18 protein-coding genes are annotated in these 19074 nt (G+C 62.6%); 10 read left to right on the top strand and 8 right to left on the bottom strand.

Annotation, left to right across the window (positions count from 1 at the left end; all coding sequences use genetic code 11):
* Positions 1-53: 53 nt before the first annotated feature.
* From rpoH to ftsY, 4 genes are all read right to left on the bottom strand, one after another.
* Positions 54-908, bottom strand: a complete 855-nt coding sequence (rpoH, locus tag ACTV8E_RS01960; protein WP_251835752.1) for an RNA polymerase sigma factor RpoH — start codon at positions 906-908, stop codon at positions 54-56.
* Positions 909-1022: 114 nt separating this feature from the next.
* Complete coding sequence (ftsX, locus tag ACTV8E_RS01955) at positions 1023-2051, bottom strand: permease-like cell division protein FtsX (protein WP_273535338.1); 1029 nt, start codon at positions 2049-2051, stop codon at positions 1023-1025.
* Complete coding sequence (gene ftsE / locus ACTV8E_RS01950; protein WP_251835750.1) at positions 2048-2716, bottom strand: cell division ATP-binding protein FtsE; 669 nt, start codon at positions 2714-2716, stop codon at positions 2048-2050. The genes ftsX and ftsE overlap by 4 nt, the downstream gene beginning before the upstream one ends.
* A complete protein-coding gene (gene ftsY / locus ACTV8E_RS01945; protein WP_443198280.1) occupies positions 2713-3990 on the bottom strand; it encodes a signal recognition particle-docking protein FtsY in 1278 nt (425 codons plus the stop codon). The genes ftsE and ftsY overlap by 4 nt, the downstream gene beginning before the upstream one ends.
* A 179-nt stretch (positions 3991-4169) precedes the next feature.
* Here ftsY and ACTV8E_RS01940 point away from each other — a divergent pair, with 179 nt between their 5' ends.
* Genes ACTV8E_RS01940 through rsmD form a run of 3 tightly spaced genes read left to right on the top strand, consistent with a single transcriptional unit; the run spans position 4170 to position 7560 of the window.
* The gene (locus ACTV8E_RS01940; protein WP_443198279.1) at positions 4170-5519 is read left to right on the top strand and encodes a M16 family metallopeptidase; all 1350 of its coding nucleotides are present in this window, start codon (positions 4170-4172) and stop codon (positions 5517-5519) included.
* Positions 5519-6967 (top strand): M16 family metallopeptidase, encoded by a 1449-nt coding sequence (locus tag ACTV8E_RS01935; RefSeq protein ID WP_433962682.1) that lies wholly within the window; start codon positions 5519-5521, stop codon positions 6965-6967. Before ACTV8E_RS01940 ends, ACTV8E_RS01935 begins: the two co-directional genes overlap by 1 nt.
* Complete coding sequence (rsmD, locus tag ACTV8E_RS01930; protein WP_251835746.1) at positions 6967-7560, top strand: 16S rRNA (guanine(966)-N(2))-methyltransferase RsmD; 594 nt, start codon at positions 6967-6969, stop codon at positions 7558-7560. Before ACTV8E_RS01935 ends, rsmD begins: the two co-directional genes overlap by 1 nt.
* A 197-nt stretch (positions 7561-7757) precedes the next feature.
* Here the strand turns inward: rsmD and ACTV8E_RS01925 are convergent, their stop codons facing one another.
* Complete coding sequence (locus ACTV8E_RS01925; protein WP_251835745.1) at positions 7758-8162, bottom strand: ribonucleotide reductase subunit alpha; 405 nt, start codon at positions 8160-8162, stop codon at positions 7758-7760.
* A gap of 166 nt (positions 8163-8328) precedes the next feature.
* On the opposite strand from ACTV8E_RS01925, the gene ACTV8E_RS01920 reads away from it, so the two are divergent.
* Positions 8329-9312: a hydrolase gene (locus tag ACTV8E_RS01920; RefSeq protein ID WP_443198278.1), complete on the top strand. Its 984-nt coding sequence runs from the start codon at positions 8329-8331 to the stop codon at positions 9310-9312.
* Positions 9313-9356: 44 nt separating this feature from the next.
* Here ACTV8E_RS01920 and ACTV8E_RS01915 read toward each other — a convergent pair whose 3' ends face one another.
* Entirely contained in the window at positions 9357-10022 is a 666-nt protein-coding gene (locus tag ACTV8E_RS01915) for a TetR/AcrR family transcriptional regulator (RefSeq protein WP_443198277.1), read from the bottom strand.
* A 227-nt stretch (positions 10023-10249) separates the two neighbouring features.
* Between ACTV8E_RS01915 and ACTV8E_RS01910 the strand changes: the two genes are divergently transcribed.
* The 6 genes from ACTV8E_RS01910 (at position 10250) to ggt (ending at position 16677) form a co-directional block, all read left to right on the top strand.
* Entirely contained in the window at positions 10250-11680 is a 1431-nt protein-coding gene (locus ACTV8E_RS01910) for a coniferyl aldehyde dehydrogenase (RefSeq protein WP_443198276.1), read from the top strand.
* A 16-nt stretch (positions 11681-11696) separates the two neighbouring features.
* Entirely contained in the window at positions 11697-12227 is a 531-nt protein-coding gene (locus ACTV8E_RS01905; protein ID WP_443198275.1) for a twin-arginine translocation pathway signal protein, read from the top strand.
* Between the two features lie 60 nt (positions 12228-12287).
* Positions 12288-13880: a GMC family oxidoreductase N-terminal domain-containing protein gene (locus tag ACTV8E_RS01900; protein WP_443198274.1), complete on the top strand. Its 1593-nt coding sequence runs from the start codon at positions 12288-12290 to the stop codon at positions 13878-13880.
* 83 nt (positions 13881-13963) lie between these two features.
* On the top strand, positions 13964-14443 hold the full coding sequence (coaD, locus tag ACTV8E_RS01895) for a pantetheine-phosphate adenylyltransferase (protein ID WP_251835739.1): 480 nt from the start codon (positions 13964-13966) through the stop codon (positions 14441-14443).
* A gap of 261 nt (positions 14444-14704) precedes the next feature.
* A complete protein-coding gene (locus ACTV8E_RS01890; protein WP_251835738.1) occupies positions 14705-14956 on the top strand; it encodes a YfhL family 4Fe-4S dicluster ferredoxin in 252 nt (83 codons plus the stop codon).
* Positions 14957-14958: 2 nt separating this feature from the next.
* Positions 14959-16677 carry a gamma-glutamyltransferase gene (gene ggt, locus ACTV8E_RS01885; protein WP_443198273.1) on the top strand — a complete coding sequence of 573 codons (1719 nt, stop codon included), beginning with the start codon at positions 14959-14961 and terminating at the stop codon, positions 16675-16677.
* 37 nt (positions 16678-16714) lie between these two features.
* On the opposite strand, the gene ACTV8E_RS01880 is transcribed toward ggt, so the two are convergent.
* Both ACTV8E_RS01880 and ACTV8E_RS01875 read right to left on the bottom strand, forming a co-directional pair.
* Positions 16715-18517: a Na/Pi cotransporter family protein gene (locus tag ACTV8E_RS01880; protein ID WP_443198330.1), complete on the bottom strand. Its 1803-nt coding sequence runs from the start codon at positions 18515-18517 to the stop codon at positions 16715-16717.
* A gap of 168 nt (positions 18518-18685) precedes the next feature.
* Positions 18686-19015 carry a multidrug transporter gene (locus tag ACTV8E_RS01875; RefSeq protein ID WP_251835736.1) on the bottom strand — a complete coding sequence of 110 codons (330 nt, stop codon included), beginning with the start codon at positions 19013-19015 and terminating at the stop codon, positions 18686-18688.
* Positions 19016-19074: the final 59 nt, after the last annotated feature.

Raw genomic sequence — 19074 nt, 5'->3', positions numbered from 1 at the left:
CTAGCCAATTACCTGACCCATAAAAAAACCGCGCAACGCGCGGTTTTTTGGAGTTACGCCTGAATAAAACCCTTGAGCTTGTTCATGGCGTTTTTTTCAAGTTGACGGATTCGCTCCGCCGACACCTGATATTTAGCCGCCAACTCATGCAAGGTGGCCTTTTCTTCGGCCAGCCAGCGCTGATAAAGGATGTCGCGACTGCGCTCATCGAGTCCCTGCAAGGCCTCATGCAGGCTGGCGGTAGAGCTGTCGCTCCAGTCAGCATCTTCCAATTGACGGGCTGGGTCGTAACGGTGATCTTCCAGATAGTGCGCTGGAGACTGATAGGCGCTGTCGTCATCGGCATCAGCCGCCGGATCGAAGGCCATATCATGGCCTGTCAGACGACTTTCCATTTCACGTACTTCGTGGGGTGCGACCCCCAGGCTCTCGGCGACGCCATTCACTTCATCATTATTGAGCCAGGCCAGACGCTTTTTCTGGCTGCGCAGATTGAAGAACAGCTTGCGCTGCGCCTTGGTGGTCGCAACCTTGACGATCCGCCAGTTGCGCAAGATAAATTCGTGGATTTCAGCCCTGATCCAGTGCACGGCAAAGGACACCAGGCGCACGCCCATTTCCGGGTTGAAACGCTTGACGGCCTTCATCAGGCCAACGTTGCCTTCCTGAATCAGATCGCCCTGGGCCAGGCCATAACCGGCGTAGCTTTTGGCGACATGCACAACGAAACGCAGATGAGCCAGAACCATTTGCCGGGCGGCGTCCAGGTCCTGGTGATAGAAGAGGCGATTGGCCAGATCACGCTCCTGTTCCGGCGTCAGCAGGGGAATGCTGTTTACCGAGTGCACGTAGGCCTCCAGGTTCGCGCCAGGAGCCAGAGCATAAACAGGTTGCAGAGATGTGGACATGCGTGCCCTCCGATAACTATGACGGGATGCAGTGTAGCACCGTGCGGTGTGACAGTGAATTGTCTGGAAAAGTTCCCTTACATCACCAGAAAGCCCTTTATGAACAGCTAGTTACTACTTGGGAGCCAGCTCGCTGAGGTGTCGGGCCACGGCCAGCCAGGCGCCGATGTAGCCTAGTAATAGCGCACCCAGCAGCAAGGACAGCCCATCGGCCAGTGGCACGCCAGTCAGGGCGAAATCACTGCCATACAAGCCTGCCAGGCGAAGTACGGCTGTATTCAGCCAGGCCAGGCCGAACGCCAGAACCAGCCAGGCAAGCACACCGGCGCAGATGCCATACAGCGCGCCCATGTAAAGGAACGGCCGACGCACATACCCATCAGTTCCGCCCACCAGTTTAATCACTTCAATCTCGGTACGACGGCTTTCGATGTGCAGTCGAATCGTGTTACCGATCACCAATAAAAGTGTCATCACCAACAGCAGTGTCAGACCGAACACAAAACGGTTGCCCAGCTCCAGAATCGCTCCCAGACGTTCGACCCAAAGAAGATCGAGCTGCGCCAACTCGACGCCTGGCAAGTCCGCCAGACCCAAGCGCAAGGACTCCAGCTGCGTCTTATCGACGGTCGCGGGAGTCACCACCACGCTGCCAGGCAGCGGATTGACAGGCAGATCCTCAATCGCCCTGGCCAGCCCGGACAGTGCCTGGAATTCCTCCAACGCCTGCTCACGACTGATCCATTCGGCCTCGGCCACATTGGGCATGGTCGCGATATCGTCACGTAACGCAAGTCCTTCATCATCGCTGACATCCATCTTCAAATAGACGGAGATCTGCGCGGCATGCTGCCAGGTACCGCTCAAGCGCTCGACGCTGTCCAGCAGAAGGGCCAGCCCCATGGGCAGGCACAATGCAATGGCCATGACCAGGCAGGTAAAAAAAGACCCGATGGGCTGGCGCAGCAAACGGCGCACACTGTCGAACAGGCTGGCGCGGTGACTTTCCAGCCAGGCGCGCAAGTGGCTGCGCACATCAGGCCCTTCGGCCTTTTTGCTACGCCGCGCCTTGGGCGGGGCATCCGGCAGACGGGTCGCGCCACGCCCGGTCGATTTGGACGATGGGGTGCGAGCCTTGCTCATGCGGCCTCTCCATCGCCAATCAGACGACCACGCTGCAGCGTGATCATGCGCTGGCGCATGCGGGCGATCAGCGCCAGGTCGTGACTGGCAATCAGCACTGTGGTGCCGTGGCGGTTGATATCCTCGAACACACCCATGATTTCCGCAGCCAGGCGCGGGTCGAGGTTGCCGGTGGGTTCGTCGGCAAGCAGCAAGGCCGGTTGATGCACTACCGCGCGAGCAATGCCGACACGCTGCTGCTGACCGGTGGACAGATCGCCAGGATACTGCCGAATCTTGTCCTGCAGGCTGACCTGCTCCAGCGCGGCACGCACGCGGCGAGCAATTTCCACCTTGTCCAGGCCGAGAATCTGCAGCGGCAGGGCAACGTTGTCGAACACCGTGCGATCGAACAGTAACTGGTGGTTCTGGAACACCACACCGATCTGCCGGCGTAAGAAAGGGATCTGTGCAGTGGTAATACCTGACAGGTCCTGGCCGGCCAGCAACAGCTTGCCGCTGGTCGGGCGTTCCATGGCCAGCAACAGGCGCAGCAAAGTACTTTTGCCCGCCCCCGAATGCCCGGTGATGAACACGAATTCGCCGGTGCGCACGTGAAACGACAACTCGTGCAAACCGACGTGACCGTTGGCGTAGCGTTTACCGACCTGCTCGAATTGAATCATCCGCGCTCCTTCTCGGAGAACAGGGCACGCACAAACGACTTGGCGTCGAAATCCCGCAGGTCGTCGATGCCTTCACCCACCCCGATGTAGCGGATCGGCAGGCCGAACTGCTTGGCCAGAGCAAAAATCACCCCGCCTTTGGCCGTACCATCCAGCTTGGTCAGGGCCAAACCGGTGAGCTCCACCGCCTGATTGAACTGTTTGGTCTGATTGATCGCGTTCTGCCCTGTGCCGGCATCGAGCACCAGCAACACTTCATGAGGCGCTGTCTCATCCAGCTTGCCAATGACTCGGCGCACCTTTTTCAATTCTTCCATCAGGTTGTCTTTGTTGTGCAGGCGCCCGGCGGTATCGGCGATCAGCACATCGACGCCGCGCGCCTTGGCGGCCTGCACCGCATCGAAGATCACCGAGGCCGAGTCGGCGCCGGTGTGCTGGGCAACCACCGCGATATTGTTGCGCTCGCCCCAGACCTGCAGTTGCTCCACGGCGGCGGCACGGAAGGTATCCCCGGCGGCGAGCATGACCTTTTTACCTTGCAGTTGCAGTTTCTTGGCCAGCTTGCCAATGGTGGTGGTCTTGCCCACGCCATTGACGCCCACCACCAGGATCACGAATGGCTGCTGGGCCGGGCTGATCACCAGCGGCTGCTGAGCCGGCTCGAGCAAGGCGGTGAGTTCATCCTGCAACGCGGTGTACAGCGCACCGCTGTCGGCCAGCTCTTTGCGCGCCACGCGCTTGGTGAGATTTTGCACGATGGCGGTGGTCGCCTCGACACCCACGTCAGCCATCAGCAGACGGGTTTCCAGTTCATCGAGCAGATCATCGTCGATGGCCTTCTTGCCGAGGAACAGACTGGCCATTCCCTCGCCCAGGCTTGCGCTGGTTTTGGCCAGACCCTGCTTGAGCCGAGCGAAGAAACCGGCTTTTTCCTCGACCTTGTGCGCGGCAGCCGGCGGCGCTTCGGCCTCAGGTTTGAGCTCCGTCTCCGGCGGAAGCTCCGGCTCGGCCTCGGGCTCGCTAACCGGCATCTCTACCGCGGGTTCGGCGGGCGCACCTTCCGCCGCCTCAACCACTGGCGTTTCGAGATGCACCTCAGCCGGCACATCAGCGGGCGTTTCGGGCTCGATCAGCGGCTCGGCAGCCGTCTCAGTCGGGCTGGGCTGCTGATCGCCTTGCGCGTCATCCTTGGGCTTCTTGCGCAACCAGCCAAACAGGCCTTTCTTTTCACCGGACTCGACCGGCGGCTTCTTGTCGTCGTTGGAACCAAACATGGAACGAATATCTCAAGGGGGCGCCACGCCACTGCACCGCGCCGGCATCGAACACGCTCGATACCGGCTTTTTCGGGAGCGGGGCCGACAGACGTGGCCGCTGTGAATTCGGTTGAGTATCCTAGCATCTCACCGCCCGCCGGCGTTAAGACTGCGCGGGCCGCTCGAAAGGTCCCTTTATGAAGCATGCGATTATCCGCCGCGCCGCCGTGTTGCTCGGCTTTTTTATGCCGCTGCTGGCACTGGCGGCCGAGCCCCAGCCTACCCACGAATTTAGCCTCGACAATGGCCTCAAGGTCATCGTCCGCGAAGATCACCGCGCACCCGTAGTGGTCAGCCAGCTCTGGTACAAGGTCGGCTCCAGCTATGAGCAACCCGGCTCCACTGGACTGTCCCACGCGCTGGAACACATGATGTTCAAGGGCACAGCCAAGCTTGGCCCAGGGGAAGGCTCACGCATTCTGCGCGAGCTGGGCGCCGAGGAAAACGCCTTCACCAGCGACGACTACACCGCCTATTACCAGGTGCTGTCGCGCGATCGCCTGGAGGTGGCGTTCGAGCTGGAGGCCGACCGCTTGGCCAGCCTGCAACTACCCGTCGACGAATTCGTCCGCGAAATCGAGGTAATCAAGGAAGAACGTCGCCTGCGCACCGACGACCGGCCTGGCTCGCTGGCCTATGAGCGCTTCAAGGCCATGGCCTACCCAGCCAGCGGCTATCACATTCCGACCATTGGCTGGATGGCTGACCTGCAGCGCATGAACATCGACGACCTGCGCCGCTGGTACCAGCGCTGGTATGCGCCCAATAACGCCACCCTGGTGGTGGTCGGCGACGTCACCCGCGACGAAGTGGAACGCCTGGCCAAGCGTCATTTCGGCCCCATTCCGGCTCGCGAGATCACACCGGCCAAGCGGCCACTGGAGTTGGCCGAGCCAGGCGAGCGGCGCCTGACCCTGCACCTGAAGACCCAGCTGCCCAGCCTGCTGATGGGGTTCAACGTGCCAAGTCTGTCAACCGTCGACACACCCCGCGACGTGCACGCCTTGCGCCTGATCGCCGCGCTGCTCGACGGCGGCTACAGCGCCCGCCTGGCCGCCCGCCTGGAGCGTGGCGCGGAGTTGGTGTCTGGCGCGTCGGCCTGGTACAACGCGTTCAACCGCGGCGACAGCCTGTTCATACTCAGCGCCACGCCTAACGTGCAGAAACAGCGCTCCCTGGAACAGGTGGAAGCCGGGCTCTGGGCACAGCTCGAGGAACTTAAGAAAACGCCGCCCAGCGCCAGCGAGCTGCAGCGCGTCCGCGCACAAGTCATTGCCGGACTGGTCTATGAGCGCGACTCCATCACCCAGCAGGCCACCACCATCGGCACTCTGGAAACCGTTGGACTGTCCTGGCGCCTGATGGACCAGGAACTGGCCGATCTGGAAGCCGTGACACCGGCAGATATTCAGAAGGCTGCGCGCACCTATTTCACCCGCTCGCGCCTCGCCGTTGCCCATGTATTTCCCGAGGAGGCCGCCCAATGATGCCGCGTTCCCTGCATTTCCTGCGCGTGGGCCTGTCTGGCCTGCTCGCCGCCGCGCTGCTCGCCACTCAGGCCTGCAGCACCGCCGGATTGCCACCCCTGGCCTCGCTCGCCGACCTGAATGGCCAGGCGCCCGGGCATCGCGATCTGGACATCCAGGCGTGGCACACCGCCGAAGGTGCGCGCGTGTTGTTCGTCGAGGCACGCCAACTGCCCATGTTCGACCTGCGCCTGACCTTCGCTGCGGGCAGCAGCCAGGACGGCGCCCTGCCCGGTCTCGCCATGCTGACCAATGCCATGCTCAACGAAGGAGTCCCAGGCAAGGATGTCACCGCCATCGCCGAAGGGTTCGAGAGCCTGGGCGCCCAGTTTGGCAACGGCTCCTACCGCGACATGGCCGTGCTCAGCCTGCGCAGCTTGAGCGAGCCGGCGCAGCGCGAACCAGCCCTCAAGCTGTTTGGCGAAGTCATCGGCCAGCCCACGTTCCCCGCAGACGCACTGGCGCGCATCAAGAACCAGATGCTCGCCGGCTTCGAGTTTCAGAAGAAGAATCCCGGCAAACTGGGCAGCCAGGAGCTGTTCAGCCGCCTGTACGGGACGCATCCCTATGCGCACCCCAGTGAAGGTACTGCCCAGAGTATCCCGACCCTCACCGCCGCTCAGCTGCGGGCATTCCACGCCCGTGCCTACGCCGCCGGCAATGCCGTGATCGCGCTGGTGGGTGATCTGTCGCGTAGCGAGGCCGAGACGATTGCCGCCCAGGTCTCGCAAGCGCTGCCTGCAGGTCCGGCGCTGGCTAAAACGCCGGCACCCGAGAAACCCGCCCCAGGTGCCAGCCATATCGAGTTTTCCTCGAACCAGACCCATTTATTCCTCGCCCAGCTGGGCATCGAACGCCGCCATCCGGACTACGCCGCGCTGTACCTGGGCAATCAGGTTCTCGGCGGTGGCGGCTTCGGCTCACGATTGATGGAAGAAGTGCGCGAGAAGCGCGGGCTGACCTATGGCATTTATTCCGGTTTCAGTCCGATGCAGGCCCGCGGTCCGTTCATGATCAACCTGCAGACTCGCGCCGATTACAGCGAGGGCGCCCTGCAACTGGTCCAGGAGATGGTCGGCCGCTTTCTTGCTGAAGGCCCGACGCAGAAGGAGCTGGAAGACGCCCAGCGCGAACTGGCCGGCAGCTTTCCGCTGTCCACCGCCAGCAATGCCGATATCGTCGGCCAATTGGGCGCGATGGGCTTCTATGACTTGCCGCTGGATTATCTGGAAGTCTTTCTCGAGCAAGTCCAGGCTCTCACTGTCGAAGACGTCAGGACGGCGATGGCCAAGCATCTCGCGGTCGAAGACTTCGTGATTGTCAGCGTAGGCCCCACGGTCGACCAGCAACCGCTGCCGCCACCCACCGACCAACCGCAAAGCCCGCCCAGCGGCGTACCGGAGCACTGATGCGCAGTCCCACTTCCACTGCCAAGCCCCACAATGGCGAAGGCTCGTTGCGCATCATCGCCGGTGAATGGCGCAGCCGACGCTTCAGCTTTCCCGAGGCGCCCGGCCTGCGACCGACCCCCGACCGGGTGCGCGAAACCCTATTCAACTGGCTGGCCCCGTATATCGAGGCGGCGCGCGTGCTCGATCCCTTTGCGGGCAGCGGCGCGCTGTTTCTCGAAGCCCTCTCCCGCGGCGCTGGTGACAGCCTGGCGATCGATACCAATGGTCCTGCGCTGAACAGCCTGCGCCAACACCTGACCACGCTGAACTGCAGCCGGGCCCAGGCTGTGCACGGCGATGCCTTGCGCTACCTGACTTCACAGCCGGCGCAGTCCTTTGACGTGGTGTTCCTTGACCCGCCGTTCCATCAGAATTTGTTGCAGCCGGCCTGTGCGCTGCTGGAAGAACGGGGCTGGCTGGCCGAACAGGCCTGGGTGTATTGCGAAAGCGAAACTCCGCCGTCGACGCTTGGCCTACCGGCCAACTGGCGTTTGCACCGCGAGAAAAAAGCCGGCCAGGTGTATTACTCGCTGTGGGAGCGCCACGTCTGAGAGAGCTCTGAGCACATGCCTGTGGCCGTACCTACCCCGCGACCGTCGGATTACGCCTGCGGCTAATCCGACCTACGCGCTATCGCTCCACTGAGCGGGGCCATGGTGGATGTAAAAAACGACATCCACCCAACACGTTTGGCCGCCCTTCACCGCGAAGTCGCGACCCCCAGGCGACAATCTCTCCCTACCGACTCTCAGTAAAAGGCTACCGTCTGCCCGTCGCGATCAAACGCCAGAAAACTGCCGATGCTGCCGCTTTCGATGGCCGCAACCATCATCTTCAGGGGCTGCTCCGCCTCGTCGGGATTTGGCGCCAGTCCCGCGCGCCCCGACAGCCCGGCGGCGAACACCAGTTCCCAGGCCACCTCAGTGCGGGTCGATTCGGCAACCAGGGCGGTGAAATCAATGACCTCATCCGGCAGCTTGTCGACACACAGTACCGGCTTCAGCGTACCGCCCTGGCCTTGGGCGAAGCGTTGCCGCTCTTCAGCGCTGGCATCCGCCGGCAGCTCCGCTGTGACGAACACGAATAACAGCCGCTGCGGTTCATCCTGCTCACGGGCCGCACGCAGCAAGTCATCAAAACAGGTGATATTCATCGGTCGGCATCCTTAAGAAAAACGTCTGTACTGTACGCAGTCCACACGAGCTAGCCATATCCCTCAAGGCATACCTCGGCGGCAAAGTCCTGAGCAGCCGCTGCGTAGGTTGTTCCGCTACTGCGTAAACTTTAGGCTCAGTACGTAAATTTTTGCCGAGCGCTCCATGTCCGATACCTTCCGACCCGCCTGGTGGTTGCCCAGCCCACACCTGCAAACTCTCTGGTCGCCCTTTTGCCGACAGGCACCCTTGTTGACCCGCAGGCGCGAGCGCCTGTGGCTGGCCGATGGCGACTTTCTCGACCTGGACTGGCACGGTCCACACGGCAGCCAAGCACCTGTGGCGCTGGTCCTGCATGGTTTGACCGGTTCCTCCTTATCGCTCTATGTGCTCGGCCTGCAGCAACGCCTGGCCGAGTGCGGCTGGGCCAGTGTGGCGCTGAACTGGCGCGGTTGTTCGGGCGAGCCCAATCGCTTACCACGGGCCTACCACTCCGGCGCCAGTGACGACCTAGCCGAGGTAATCGCCCATTTGCAGGCCAGCCATCCGCAGGCGCCACTCGCCGCGGTCGGCTATTCGCTGGGCGGCAATGTGCTGCTGAAATACCTGGGCGAAACCGGCGATGCCTGTCCGCTGATGGCCGCCGTGGCGGTTTCGGTACCGTTTCGCCTGGATCAATGCGCCGATCGTATCGGCATGGGTTTTTCGCGGGTGTACCAGGCACATTTCATCCGCAACATGATTGCCTATGTGCAGAACAAGCAGCAGCATTTCCAGCGGGAAGGAGCACTCGACCACCTGCAGAGCCTGCAAGCCCTCGGCTCGCTGCACGGCATGCGCACCTTCTGGGACTTCGACGGCCGTATCACGGCGCCTTTGCATGGCTTTGCCGATGCCCAGGATTATTACCGACGTGCCTCGAGCCGCTATTACCTGGACGGTATTCGCGTACCTACCTTGCTGATTCAGGCCGAAGAAGACGATCCCTTCGTGTTTCCCCGCAGCCTGCCCGACGCTGGCGAGCTGTCATCCAGTACTCATTTCGAACTGCATGCCCATGGCGGGCACGTCGGATTCATCGACGGCTCGCCGCGCCTGCCGGGTTACTACCTGGAGCGGCGTATACCCGCATGGTTGACCGAGCACTGACAGGCAGGAAACGCCCACTGGCAATCACTGCCTGGGCATGCACTTCATTCATCGCTCGGTATATTCAGCGGTACATAGAGGCGTTCATACAGCATCATCAACGCAGGTCGGGCCTCCTCGACCACGTAGCCGTCTTCCAGCGTCAGCAGTTGATAGATGCCACGGCGCAGCAAGGTTTCATCGATCGTCACGGTGGACTCGCCGGTGCTGCACAAGAAGCGCACCCAGGATGTGGTGATGATCCAGGCATTCAAGGCCAGCGCTTCGACCTGGGGCGGCGTCATGCGCAGGATGCCGGCATCGACAAAGCCTTGATAGATATGCTTCGCACGGGCCAGGCAGCGGGCGGCGAAACGCCGATAACGCGCAGCCAGTTCCGGATCGGCTTCCAGCAGGTGCTCCAGGTCGCGGTGCAGGAAGCGATAGCGCCACACGGCCTGCAGCAATGACTCCAGATATGGCGCCTTGTCTTCCAGCCGCAGCGCGCGATCAGCCGGCAAGCGCAGAAAACCATCGACCCAGGTTTCATAGGCGCTGAACAATTCGGCGACGATGACCTGCTTGTTGCGAAAGTGGTAGTACAAATTGCCAGGAGAGATGCCCAGGTGAGCGGCGATGTGATTGGTCGTCACGCTACGCTCACCCTGGGCATTGAACAGCTCCAGGCTGGCATGAATGATGCGCTCGCGGGTGTTGAGGCGTGCTGGCATGAATGACTCGCTATCAATGAGGCAGCGGCAAGGTACACCGCCTGTGGGGCAAGTGTTACATACCGTATCCCGCTTTGATGAGTCTCCAGCATTTCGGTGGGCTGCTCATTGCACATAGGCGCGGCATGCTATTTGACACCTTAGAGTTATTGCTCTAAATCTGCTGAACCACAACAACAGAAAGCCGTCATGCCCGACGAGCTTCCCCCGGTTCCGAGGAGTCATCCATGGTCGCCGACATCGCCTACCTGCAACAGAATCAGCGGGATATCCAGCAACTCGAACAGGTACTAGCCCGCCAGCGCGCGGCCTTTCGCGCCAACCCGCTGCCGAGTGCCGAGCAGCGTCGCGCCTGGCTCAAGGCGCTGCGAAAGCTGCTCGTGCAGGAGCAGGACAACATTATCCAGGCCATCAGTCGCGACTTCAGCAACCGCAGTGCCGACGAAACGCGCATGGCGGAAATCATGCCGAGCATCCTGGGCATCCATTACGCCAGCAAATACCTGAAAAAATGGATGAGGACCTCGCGACGCGCAGTCGGCCTGCCGTTCCAACCGGCCAGCACCCGGGTGATCTATCAGCCGCTCGGTGTAGTGGGCGTGATCGTGCCCTGGAACTACCCGCTGTTCCTCGCTATTGGCCCCCTGGTCGGCGCGCTGGCTGCCGGCAACCGGGTGATGATCAAGATGAGCGAGTCCACTCCGGAATTTTCCGAGCTGCTGAAAACTTTGCTGGCACGCATTTTCCCGGAAGACCTGGTGGCCGTGGTCACAGGGGATGTTGAAATTGGCGTGGCGTTTTCCAAACTGCCGTTCGACCATCTGCTGTTTACCGGCGCCACCAGCGTCGGCAAGCATGTCATGCGCGCCGCTGCGGATAACCTCACCCCGGTGACCCTGGAACTGGGCGGCAAATCGCCGGCGATTGTCTCCACCACCGTGCCGCTGCGGGATGCCGCCGAACGCATCGCCTGGGGCAAGACGCTCAATGCTGGCCAAACCTGCATCGCTCCCGATTACGTGCTGGTGCCCGAAGCGCGTCTCAACGACTTCGTCAACGCCTATCGCCAGGCAGTGCAACGCTTCTATCCGCAGTTGCAAAGCAACCCGGACTACACGGCGATCATCAATCAGCGCCAGCTCAATCGACTCAATGGCTACATTAGCGATGCACAGAACCACGGTGCCACCGTTGTGCCACTGTTCCCGGAGACTCACGAACGTCGCATGGCCCATAGCGTGCTGCTCAATACCACCGACGACATGAAGGTCATGCAGGAGGAAATCTTCGGCCCGCTGCTGCCCGTGATTCCTTACCAGCGCCTCGAAGACGCCCTCGCCTACATCAATGATCGTCCCCGCCCCCTGGCCCTCTACTACTTCGGCTACGACAAGGCCGAGCAGCAGCGCGTCCTTGAACAGACCCACTCCGGCGGCGTGTGTATCAACGACACGCTGCTGCACGTCGCCCAGGACGACGCCCCGTTCGGTGGCGTCGGCGCCTCGGGCATGGGGCATTACCACGGTCACGAAGGCTTCCTGACCTTCAGCAAGGCCAAGACCGTCTTCAGCAAGCAGCGCTTCAACGCCGCGCGGTTGATTTACCCACCCTACGGCAAGCTGCTGCAAAAACTGGTCTACAAGCTGTTTATCCGCTGATTGCCAGGTGACAACCATGACAGACACCGTCCTCAGCCGCCGCAGCGTGCTCAAGACCGGCCTGCTCGGTACCGCCTTCCTGGCCACTGCCGGGCTGACGGCCAGCCTCAGCGGCTGTTCGGCCAGCACTCCGGCCAGCGGTTACCTGGTGCTGCGCCAGTCTGACCTGCCCTTCCTGCGCGCACTGTTGCCGGTGCTGTTGCACGGCGCCGTCGATTCGGCGCAGATGCCCCAGGCTGTCGCCGCCACAGTGCAAAACCTCGACCGCAACCTGGCACACCTGTCGCCGGAAATGCTCAAGCTCACCGTGCAACTGTTCGACGTCCTCGCCCTGCCGCTAACTCGTGGGCCGTTGACGGGCATCTGGGGCAGCTGGGACAACGCCAGCGCCGCTGACATCCGCGCCTTCCTGGCTCGCTGGGAAGACAGCTACCTGGACCTGCTGCGCATGGGTCATAGCTCGTTGGTGCAACTGGTGATGATGGCCTGGTACGCCCGCCCGGAGGCCTGGGCGCGCTGTGGCTACCCTGGCCCGCCGACCGTGTGAATAGCGATACAGCGGATGCAGCCTCGCTGGCGGCCTCCCTATAAGAACAAGAGACTTCCCATGCCTGTACCCGATCTGTTTGCCGAAGGCCTGGCCCGCGGCTGGAAAACCTACGACGGCTCGCGCCTTGAGCACGACCTGACCCTGGAAGCCGATGTCGCCATTGTGGGCAGCGGCGCTGGCGGCGGCACCACTGCGGAAATTCTCAGCGCTGCCGGCCTTAAGGTGCTGCTCATTGAAGAGGGCCCTCTGAAAACCAGCAGCGACTTCACGATGCAGGAAGCCGATGCCTACCCGAGCCTGTACCAGGAAGGCATCGGGCGCATGAGCAAGGACGGCGCGGTCACCATTCTGCAGGGTCGCACTGTGGGGGGCACCACGGTCATCAACTGGACCTCGAGCTTCCGCACGCCGGATGCCACTCTGCAGCATTGGGCCCGCGAACACGGCGTCCGAGGCCACTCCAGCCAAGAGATGGCGCCCTGGTTTGCGCAGATGGAGCAGCGCCTTGGCGTCGCACTGTGGCACCTGCCGCCCAATGCCAACAATGACGTATTGCGCACCGGCTGCGACGCGCTCGGCTACGACTGGCAGGTGATTCCGCGCAACGTCAAAGGTTGCTGGAACCTCGGCTACTGCGGCATGGGCTGCCCCACCAACGCCAAGCAGTCGATGCTGGTGACCACCATCCCGGCGACCCTCGATCACGGCGGCGAATTGCTCTACCTGGCTCGCGCCCAACGCCTGCTGCTTGAAGGCGATCAGGTCACCGGCATTGAATGCTTGGGTATGGATGAACGTTGCGTGGCGCCCACCGGCCGCAAAGTCTTGGTCAAGGCCAAGCACTATGTGCTCGCTGGCGGCGGCATTAATACCCCCGGCCTGTTGCTGCGCTCCGAAGCTCCCGACCCCCATGGCCGCACCGGCAAGCGCACCTTCCTGCACCTGGTGAATTTCTCCGCCGCGCAGTTCGAGCAGGTCATCAACCCTTTCTACGGCGCCCCGCAGTCGGTGTATTCCGACCAGTTCCAATGGGACGACGGCGTCGGTGGGCGGATGTCTTACAAGCTGGAAGTACCGCCATTGCACCCTGCGCTGGCCAGCACATTGCTGGGCCGTTTTGGCATCGACAACGCCCTGCGCATGGAGCAGTTGCCGCACACCAACGTGATGCTCGCCCTGCTGCGCGACGGCTTCCACCCGGACAGTGCCGAAGGCACCGTGGTGCTGCGCAGTGATGACAGCCCGGTACTCGATTACCGGATCACCGACTACACTTGGGACGGCCTGCGGCGCGCCTTCCACAGCATGGCCGAGATTCAGTTCGCCGCCGGCGCCCAGGCCGTGCTGCCGCTGCATGCCGATGCGGGCTACGTGAAGACCGCCAAACAGGCCCACGAGCTGATCGACAACCTGCGCCTGGAGCGCTACCGCACCCGCCTGGGCTGTGCCCATGTGATGGGTGGCTGCGCCATGGGCGAAGATCCACGCCAGGCGGTTACCGACAGCCTCGGTCGGCATCATCAGCTGGGCAACCTGTCGATCCATGACGGCTCGTTGTTTCCCACCAGCATTGGCGCCAACCCGCAGTTGTCGGTCTATGGACTCAGCGCCAAACTCGCTACCCTGCTGGCAGAGCGGCTCAAGGCTTAGCGGCAACTTGCCGCACGTGCCGCTTTGCGCCGTATATCGCCTGCGTTACTATCCGGTTCCTCCAAAACCATCAGGACGTTGCGATGAACCGTGTGCTATACCCGGGCACCTTCGACCCTATTACCCGAGGTCATGGCGACCTTATCGAGCGCGCCTCGCGACTGTTCGAGCATGTGATCATCGCCGTCGCCGCCAGCCCCAAGAAGAATCCGCTGTTCAGCCTGGAGCAACGCGTAGAGCTCGCCCGCGAGGTCACTGAGCACCTGCCGAACGTGGAAGTGGTGGGGTTCTCCACCTTGCTCGCGCACTTCGTCAAGGAACAGAACGCCAACGTGTTGCTGCGCGGTCTGCGTGCGGTCTCCGATTTCGAGTACGAATTCCAGCTGGCCAACATGAACCGCCAACTGGTGCCGGACGTGGAAAGCATGTTCCTCACCCCGTCAGAAAAATACTCCTACATTTCTTCCACACTGGTGCGCGAAATCGCCTGTCTGGGCGGTGACATCACCAATTTCGTCCACCCGGCGGTCGCCGCAGCATTGGCCGAACGTTTCAAGCGCTAGCAGGCCGTTGAAAAACGTAGGCGAGGCAGGCAAGACGAGGCAAAAACAGCCGAAGAAGCGCAGTTTAGTGGTTCTAAATGAGCATTCTGAGGCTGTTTTTAACGACGTATTGCCAACGCAGGTAGTTTTTCAACGGCCTGCAAACTCTCGCCAAAGCGCGCCGCATGGCGCCCGGACATGCACGCCCGGCGCCAATGCGGCACAATCTGCATCCTGTAATCCCCGATTGCCAGGTCATCCCGCCTCGGCAGGAGCTGTGACATGTCCCTGATCATCACCGACGATTGCATCAACTGCGACGTCTGCGAACCCGAATGCCCGAATGCCGCGATCTCCCAGGGCGAGGAGATCTACGTCATCGATCCCAACCTGTGCACCCAGTGCGTAGGGCATTACGACGAGCCGCAATGCCAGCAGGTTTGCCCGGTGGACTGCATCCCCCTCGACGAAAACCACGTCGAGAGCCATGACGAGCTGATGCAGAAATACCTGATCATCACCGGCAAGGCCTGAGCATGCCCGACCTCGCGCCCGCATCGCTCCGGCCCACGCGCCGCCGCCTGCAGGCGCTGCGCCAGGCCGCCACCCTTGTCGGCCTGCTGTTCTGGGCCAGCCTCGGCTGGGCTCAATCCCCGGGACACTTCGCCGTCGCCACTGCCCATCCGCAAGCCAGTGCGGTCGGTCGACAGATTCTCGCCGACGGCGGCAACGCCTTTGATGCCGCCGTGGCGGTTAGCGCGGCGCTGGCCGTGGTCGAACCTTATGGCTCGGGCTTGGGCGGCGGTGGGTTCTTCCTGCTGCGCGAAGCCGCCAACCCGGTGCGCCACCGCTTTCTCGATGCCCGCGAACGTGCACCACTGGCCGCCACAGCGGACATGTACCTACGTGACGGTGAGGTGCAGCGCCACCTGTCGCTGAATGGCCCGTTGGCCGCCGCGATTCCTGGGCTGCCCGCCGCGCTGGTGGAATTGAGTAAAGATCGCGGGCGCCTGCCGCTGGCCCAGAGCTTGGCTCCGGCCATTGCGCTGGCACGCCAGGGCTTTGCCGTCGATGCCGTCTATCGCGAACGCGCCGGCTGGCGCCTGGCCGCGCTGCGTGATGACGCGGAAAGCGCCCGGCTGTTCCTGCATGACGGCGATCTTCCTCCGCTCGGCCACGTGCTGCGCCAGCCGGAGCTGGCCGACACCCTCGAGCGCCTGGCCCGCGAAGGGCGTGCCGGTTTTTATGCAGGTCCCTTGGCCCGGCGCCTGGTCGACGGCGTACGGGGCGCCGGAGGGATCTGGAGCCTGGCGGATCTGGCGGCGTACCGCACCGTGGAGCGCGAACCCCTGCGCTTTACCCTGCACAATGGTCAGCAATTGATCAGCGCACCGCCGCCCTCGGCTGGCGGCCTGGCCATCGCACAAAGCCTGGGTTTGCTGGAACGCCTCGACTGGCGTCGGGCGGATACTCTGCAACGCAGCCACCTGGTCATCGAAGCCCTGCGCCGCGCCTACCGCGATCGCGGCCTGCTCGGCGATCCGGATTTCGTCGCTGCACCCTTGGCACAGCTGCTGGCGGCGCCTTATCTCGACCAGCTTGCAGCAAGCGTTAAGGCCGATCGGGCCACACCCAGCAGCGATTTACCGCCCACCTCCGCCTGGCGCGAAGGCGATCACACCACCCATTTCACCGTCATGGACGCCGAAGGCAACGCGGTGGCCGCCACCTTGTCGTTGAACATGATGTTTGGCGCGGCCTTCACCGTGCCGGGCACCGGCGTACTGCTCAATGACGAAATGGACGACTTCGCCGCGGACCTGCACGGCAGCAATGCCTACGGCCTGAGCGCCAGTCCGGCCAACGCCATCGCCGCCGGCAAACGCCCGCTGTCGAGCATGAGCCCAACCTTCGTCGATGGCCCCGAGGTCTTTGCCAGCTTCGGCACGCCAGGCGGCAGCCGCATCCCCAGCATGGTCCTGCTCGGCATCCTCGCTTACCTGGACGATCAGCCAACCCACGCCTGGCCGGCCGTGCCGCGTTTCCATCACCAGTATTTGCCGGATGTTGTCGAATACGAGGAAGACGCCTTCAGTCGGAAGCAACTGGACGACCTCAAGGCGCTCGGCCACCGTCTCACGCCCATGAAGCGCGCTTACGGGAATCTGCAAGTTATCCACTGGGACAAGCGCAACGGTACGGTCGAGGCGGCCAGCGACCCGCGCGGCATTGGTACGGCGCTGGTCGGCAACTAGGCAATAACTCGCCGCCCACCTGGCCCAGTGCCGCTTATCAGCGCAACTGAATCAGCGGCGCCTCTTCCTGAGGCAGCACCTCGCGAAGCTGGCGCGACAGCTCATGCCCCTCGCTGAGCAGCAGCACATTGCGCAGGCTCTGGATGATGCGGCTGCAATAGCCCAGATCGTTCATCAGCGAACTGGTCTGCAAGCCATCCAGCTCTCCCGTGCGCACACTGGCGAACAGCCGTTGACGAAAGCCCGCATCGAAGCGCGCGGCCTGATCGTCAAGCAATTGCAGGCGCTCGCCCCACAGCGCATCGGGCAGCTTGGAGCGGTTCAGCTCGCGCACTTCACGCAGGCACAGCAGCAGATGGCGACGCAGTTCGACATATCGTCGGCGCAGCGCCGAGTCGGGTGCATCGAGCTGCCGACTGAGGTTCTTTTGCAGATGCTTGGCATCCTTGACCGCGTCCACCAGCTGCAGCGCAGCCACCTGACTGCCCAGCCAGAACTGTTGCCGCGCCTCGTCCAGGTTCAGTTCCCGGCGCCCCATGAAACTCAGCAAGTCGCCATAGACACCCTTGATGTGTCGCTGATAGAGCGTGTCGGCGTCCAGCCCGTGCGGCTCGACTCGCGCTTGCAGCAACGCTTCGTCGACTTGCGGGCCATCCAGCTGATCAATGGGCAGATACAGGGCATGGCAAATCACTTCCAGGCTCAGCCGCTCAAGGTGCTGCAGCTCCTGAGCCACGGCGCTGGCGGCGGCGTCGGCCGAATCCAGGGCGCTGTCTACCAGATAGCGGGCGCGGGTCAGGGTCGGCATTTGCGGTTCAACGTCAGCAATTAGCACCTGCGGCTCGGCCTGCTCCGGCAAGACACGGCGCAGCAGCCTGGCCAGCTGCGTCTGCCAGGGCCAGAACAACATGACGCCCATGGCGTTGAACAGGCTGTGAAACAGCGCCAGCTGGAGCAGGCTATTGCTGCCCAGACCGAACAAACCGGTGAGCCAGAGCACCAGCCAGGTCAACGGGGCCAACAGTGCAATGGTCACAATTGCCGTCAGACTATTGAACAACACATGGGCCAGGGCCAGACGCTGGCCGCTGCGGTTGCCACCCAGAAAGCCGACGACGGCGGTGGATACGCTGCTGCCGACGTTGGAGCCAATGGCCAGCGCCAACCCCTGGTCAAGCCCCAGCTGACCACCGGCCAGAGCCGCCAGGATCAGCATCAGGGTTGCATGGCTGGACTGCAGCACCACCGTCAGCGCCAGGCCGATGCCGACGAAAAACAGCTGGCCGCCTAATCCTTCGGCCCGATACGCCGTCATATCCAGAGCATCGCCGAAACTGGTGAAGCCCTCCTTGAGCTGGTCGATGCCCAGGAAAATAAAGGCGATACCCAGCACGATGCGTCCCGCAGCCTTGCTCTTCGCGCCGTTGAAGCTGGCCAGTACGCCGAACACCAGCAGTGGCAAGGCCAACGGAGACAAACTGAGGTTCTGCCCGGCCAGTGCCAGTAGCCAGATACCGCTGGTGGCGCCCAGGTTGGCGCCGAACAGCACGGCGATGCCGCCGGCCAATTGAATCAGCCCGGTGCTCAGAAAGGCGATGGTCAGCAGCGACACCAGGGTGCTCGACTGCAGCACGAAGGTCGCGCCGGTGCCGAACAACAGGCCCTTGAACGGCGTCGACGTGCTGCGCTTGAGCCAGTGTTCCAGCTTGCCACCGGCCAGCTCACGCAAGCCTTCCTCCAGGCACTGCATGCCGAACAGGAACAGCGCCAGCCCGGCGCACAGCTGCAGCCAACCAGCACTTGACCAGAACGACCAGGCCAGCGCCAGGCTGCCCAACATCAGGAAGATGAGTTTCGAATACTGCTTCACGGCTGAATCCAGGCCAGTGCGCGCCCACCCTTGAGCGCGCCGGCACAGATGCTAGCCGGGAATGTACAGAAGCGGGAAGTCAGCAGGGCTGCCGATAAAAAGTTGTTCAATCTTCTCGGCAGGTTGCGCAGAAGATGGTCAGTCGCGCTTGTAACCGCTCTCGGTACAACCCAGGCAACGTACAAAGGCGGCCTTGCCTGGCTCGACGACCAGCGCCTGGCCCGCCTCGGCGACGTTGCCGCCCAGCAGCGTGAACGGCAGGCTGACCAGAAACACGCCCGTGCCGATCACTGTTGCCGCAATCAGCAACGGACGGGCAATCAGCAAATCTCCCATCATCGCGTAGCCGGGCGGCGCATCGGCGGTATACATCGGATCGCCACTGGGGTTGGAGTGGGCATGAACGGGCAGGCTTAGCAGACCGAACGTCAGCGCCACGATGGCGGCCAGGGTGCGAAACGGGTTCATGGAGGCGATCCTTCAGCTATGCGGGTGTCCGGGCGACTATAGCAGCGCAGGGGCACCCT

Origin of the sequence: Pseudomonas sp. B392_1p, from assembly GCF_052245235.1 — a bacterium.
Taxonomy (GTDB): domain Bacteria; phylum Pseudomonadota; class Gammaproteobacteria; order Pseudomonadales; family Pseudomonadaceae; genus Serpens; species Serpens gallinarum.
The sequence above is the reverse complement of the archived record's forward strand: the minus strand, read 5'-3'. Positions and strand labels throughout refer to the sequence as shown.

Coding starts and splice junctions, on each gene's coding strand:
- ftsE (WP_251835750.1), bottom strand. CDS start 2,716: ATGATTCAATTCGAGCAGGTCGGTAAACGCTACGCCAACGGTCACGTC.
- ACTV8E_RS01920 (WP_443198278.1), top strand. CDS start 8,329: ATGTCCGATACCTTCCGACCCGCCTGGTGGTTGCCCAGCCCACACCTG.
- ggt (WP_443198273.1), top strand. CDS start 14,959: ATGCCCGACCTCGCGCCCGCATCGCTCCGGCCCACGCGCCGCCGCCTG.
- ACTV8E_RS01925 (WP_251835745.1), bottom strand. CDS start 8,162: ATGAATATCACCTGTTTTGATGACTTGCTGCGTGCGGCCCGTGAGCAG.
- ACTV8E_RS01910 (WP_443198276.1), top strand. CDS start 10,250: ATGGTCGCCGACATCGCCTACCTGCAACAGAATCAGCGGGATATCCAG.
- coaD (WP_251835739.1), top strand. CDS start 13,964: ATGAACCGTGTGCTATACCCGGGCACCTTCGACCCTATTACCCGAGGT.
- ACTV8E_RS01940 (WP_443198279.1), top strand. CDS start 4,170: ATGAAGCATGCGATTATCCGCCGCGCCGCCGTGTTGCTCGGCTTTTTT.
- ACTV8E_RS01915 (WP_443198277.1), bottom strand. CDS start 10,022: ATGCCAGCACGCCTCAACACCCGCGAGCGCATCATTCATGCCAGCCTG.
- ACTV8E_RS01900 (WP_443198274.1), top strand. CDS start 12,288: ATGCCTGTACCCGATCTGTTTGCCGAAGGCCTGGCCCGCGGCTGGAAA.
- ACTV8E_RS01875 (WP_251835736.1), bottom strand. CDS start 19,015: ATGAACCCGTTTCGCACCCTGGCCGCCATCGTGGCGCTGACGTTCGGT.
- ACTV8E_RS01935 (WP_433962682.1), top strand. CDS start 5,519: ATGCCGCGTTCCCTGCATTTCCTGCGCGTGGGCCTGTCTGGCCTGCTC.
- ftsY (WP_443198280.1), bottom strand. CDS start 3,990: ATGTTTGGTTCCAACGACGACAAGAAGCCGCCGGTCGAGTCCGGTGAA.
- ACTV8E_RS01905 (WP_443198275.1), top strand. CDS start 11,697: ATGACAGACACCGTCCTCAGCCGCCGCAGCGTGCTCAAGACCGGCCTG.
- ACTV8E_RS01880 (WP_443198330.1), bottom strand. CDS start 18,517: ATGTTGGGCAGCCTGGCGCTGGCCTGGTCGTTCTGGTCAAGTGCTGGT.
- ACTV8E_RS01890 (WP_251835738.1), top strand. CDS start 14,705: ATGTCCCTGATCATCACCGACGATTGCATCAACTGCGACGTCTGCGAA.
- rpoH (WP_251835752.1), bottom strand. CDS start 908: ATGTCCACATCTCTGCAACCTGTTTATGCTCTGGCTCCTGGCGCGAAC.
- rsmD (WP_251835746.1), top strand. CDS start 6,967: ATGCGCAGTCCCACTTCCACTGCCAAGCCCCACAATGGCGAAGGCTCG.
- ftsX (WP_273535338.1), bottom strand. CDS start 2,051: ATGAGCAAGGCTCGCACCCCATCGTCCAAATCGACCGGGCGTGGCGCG.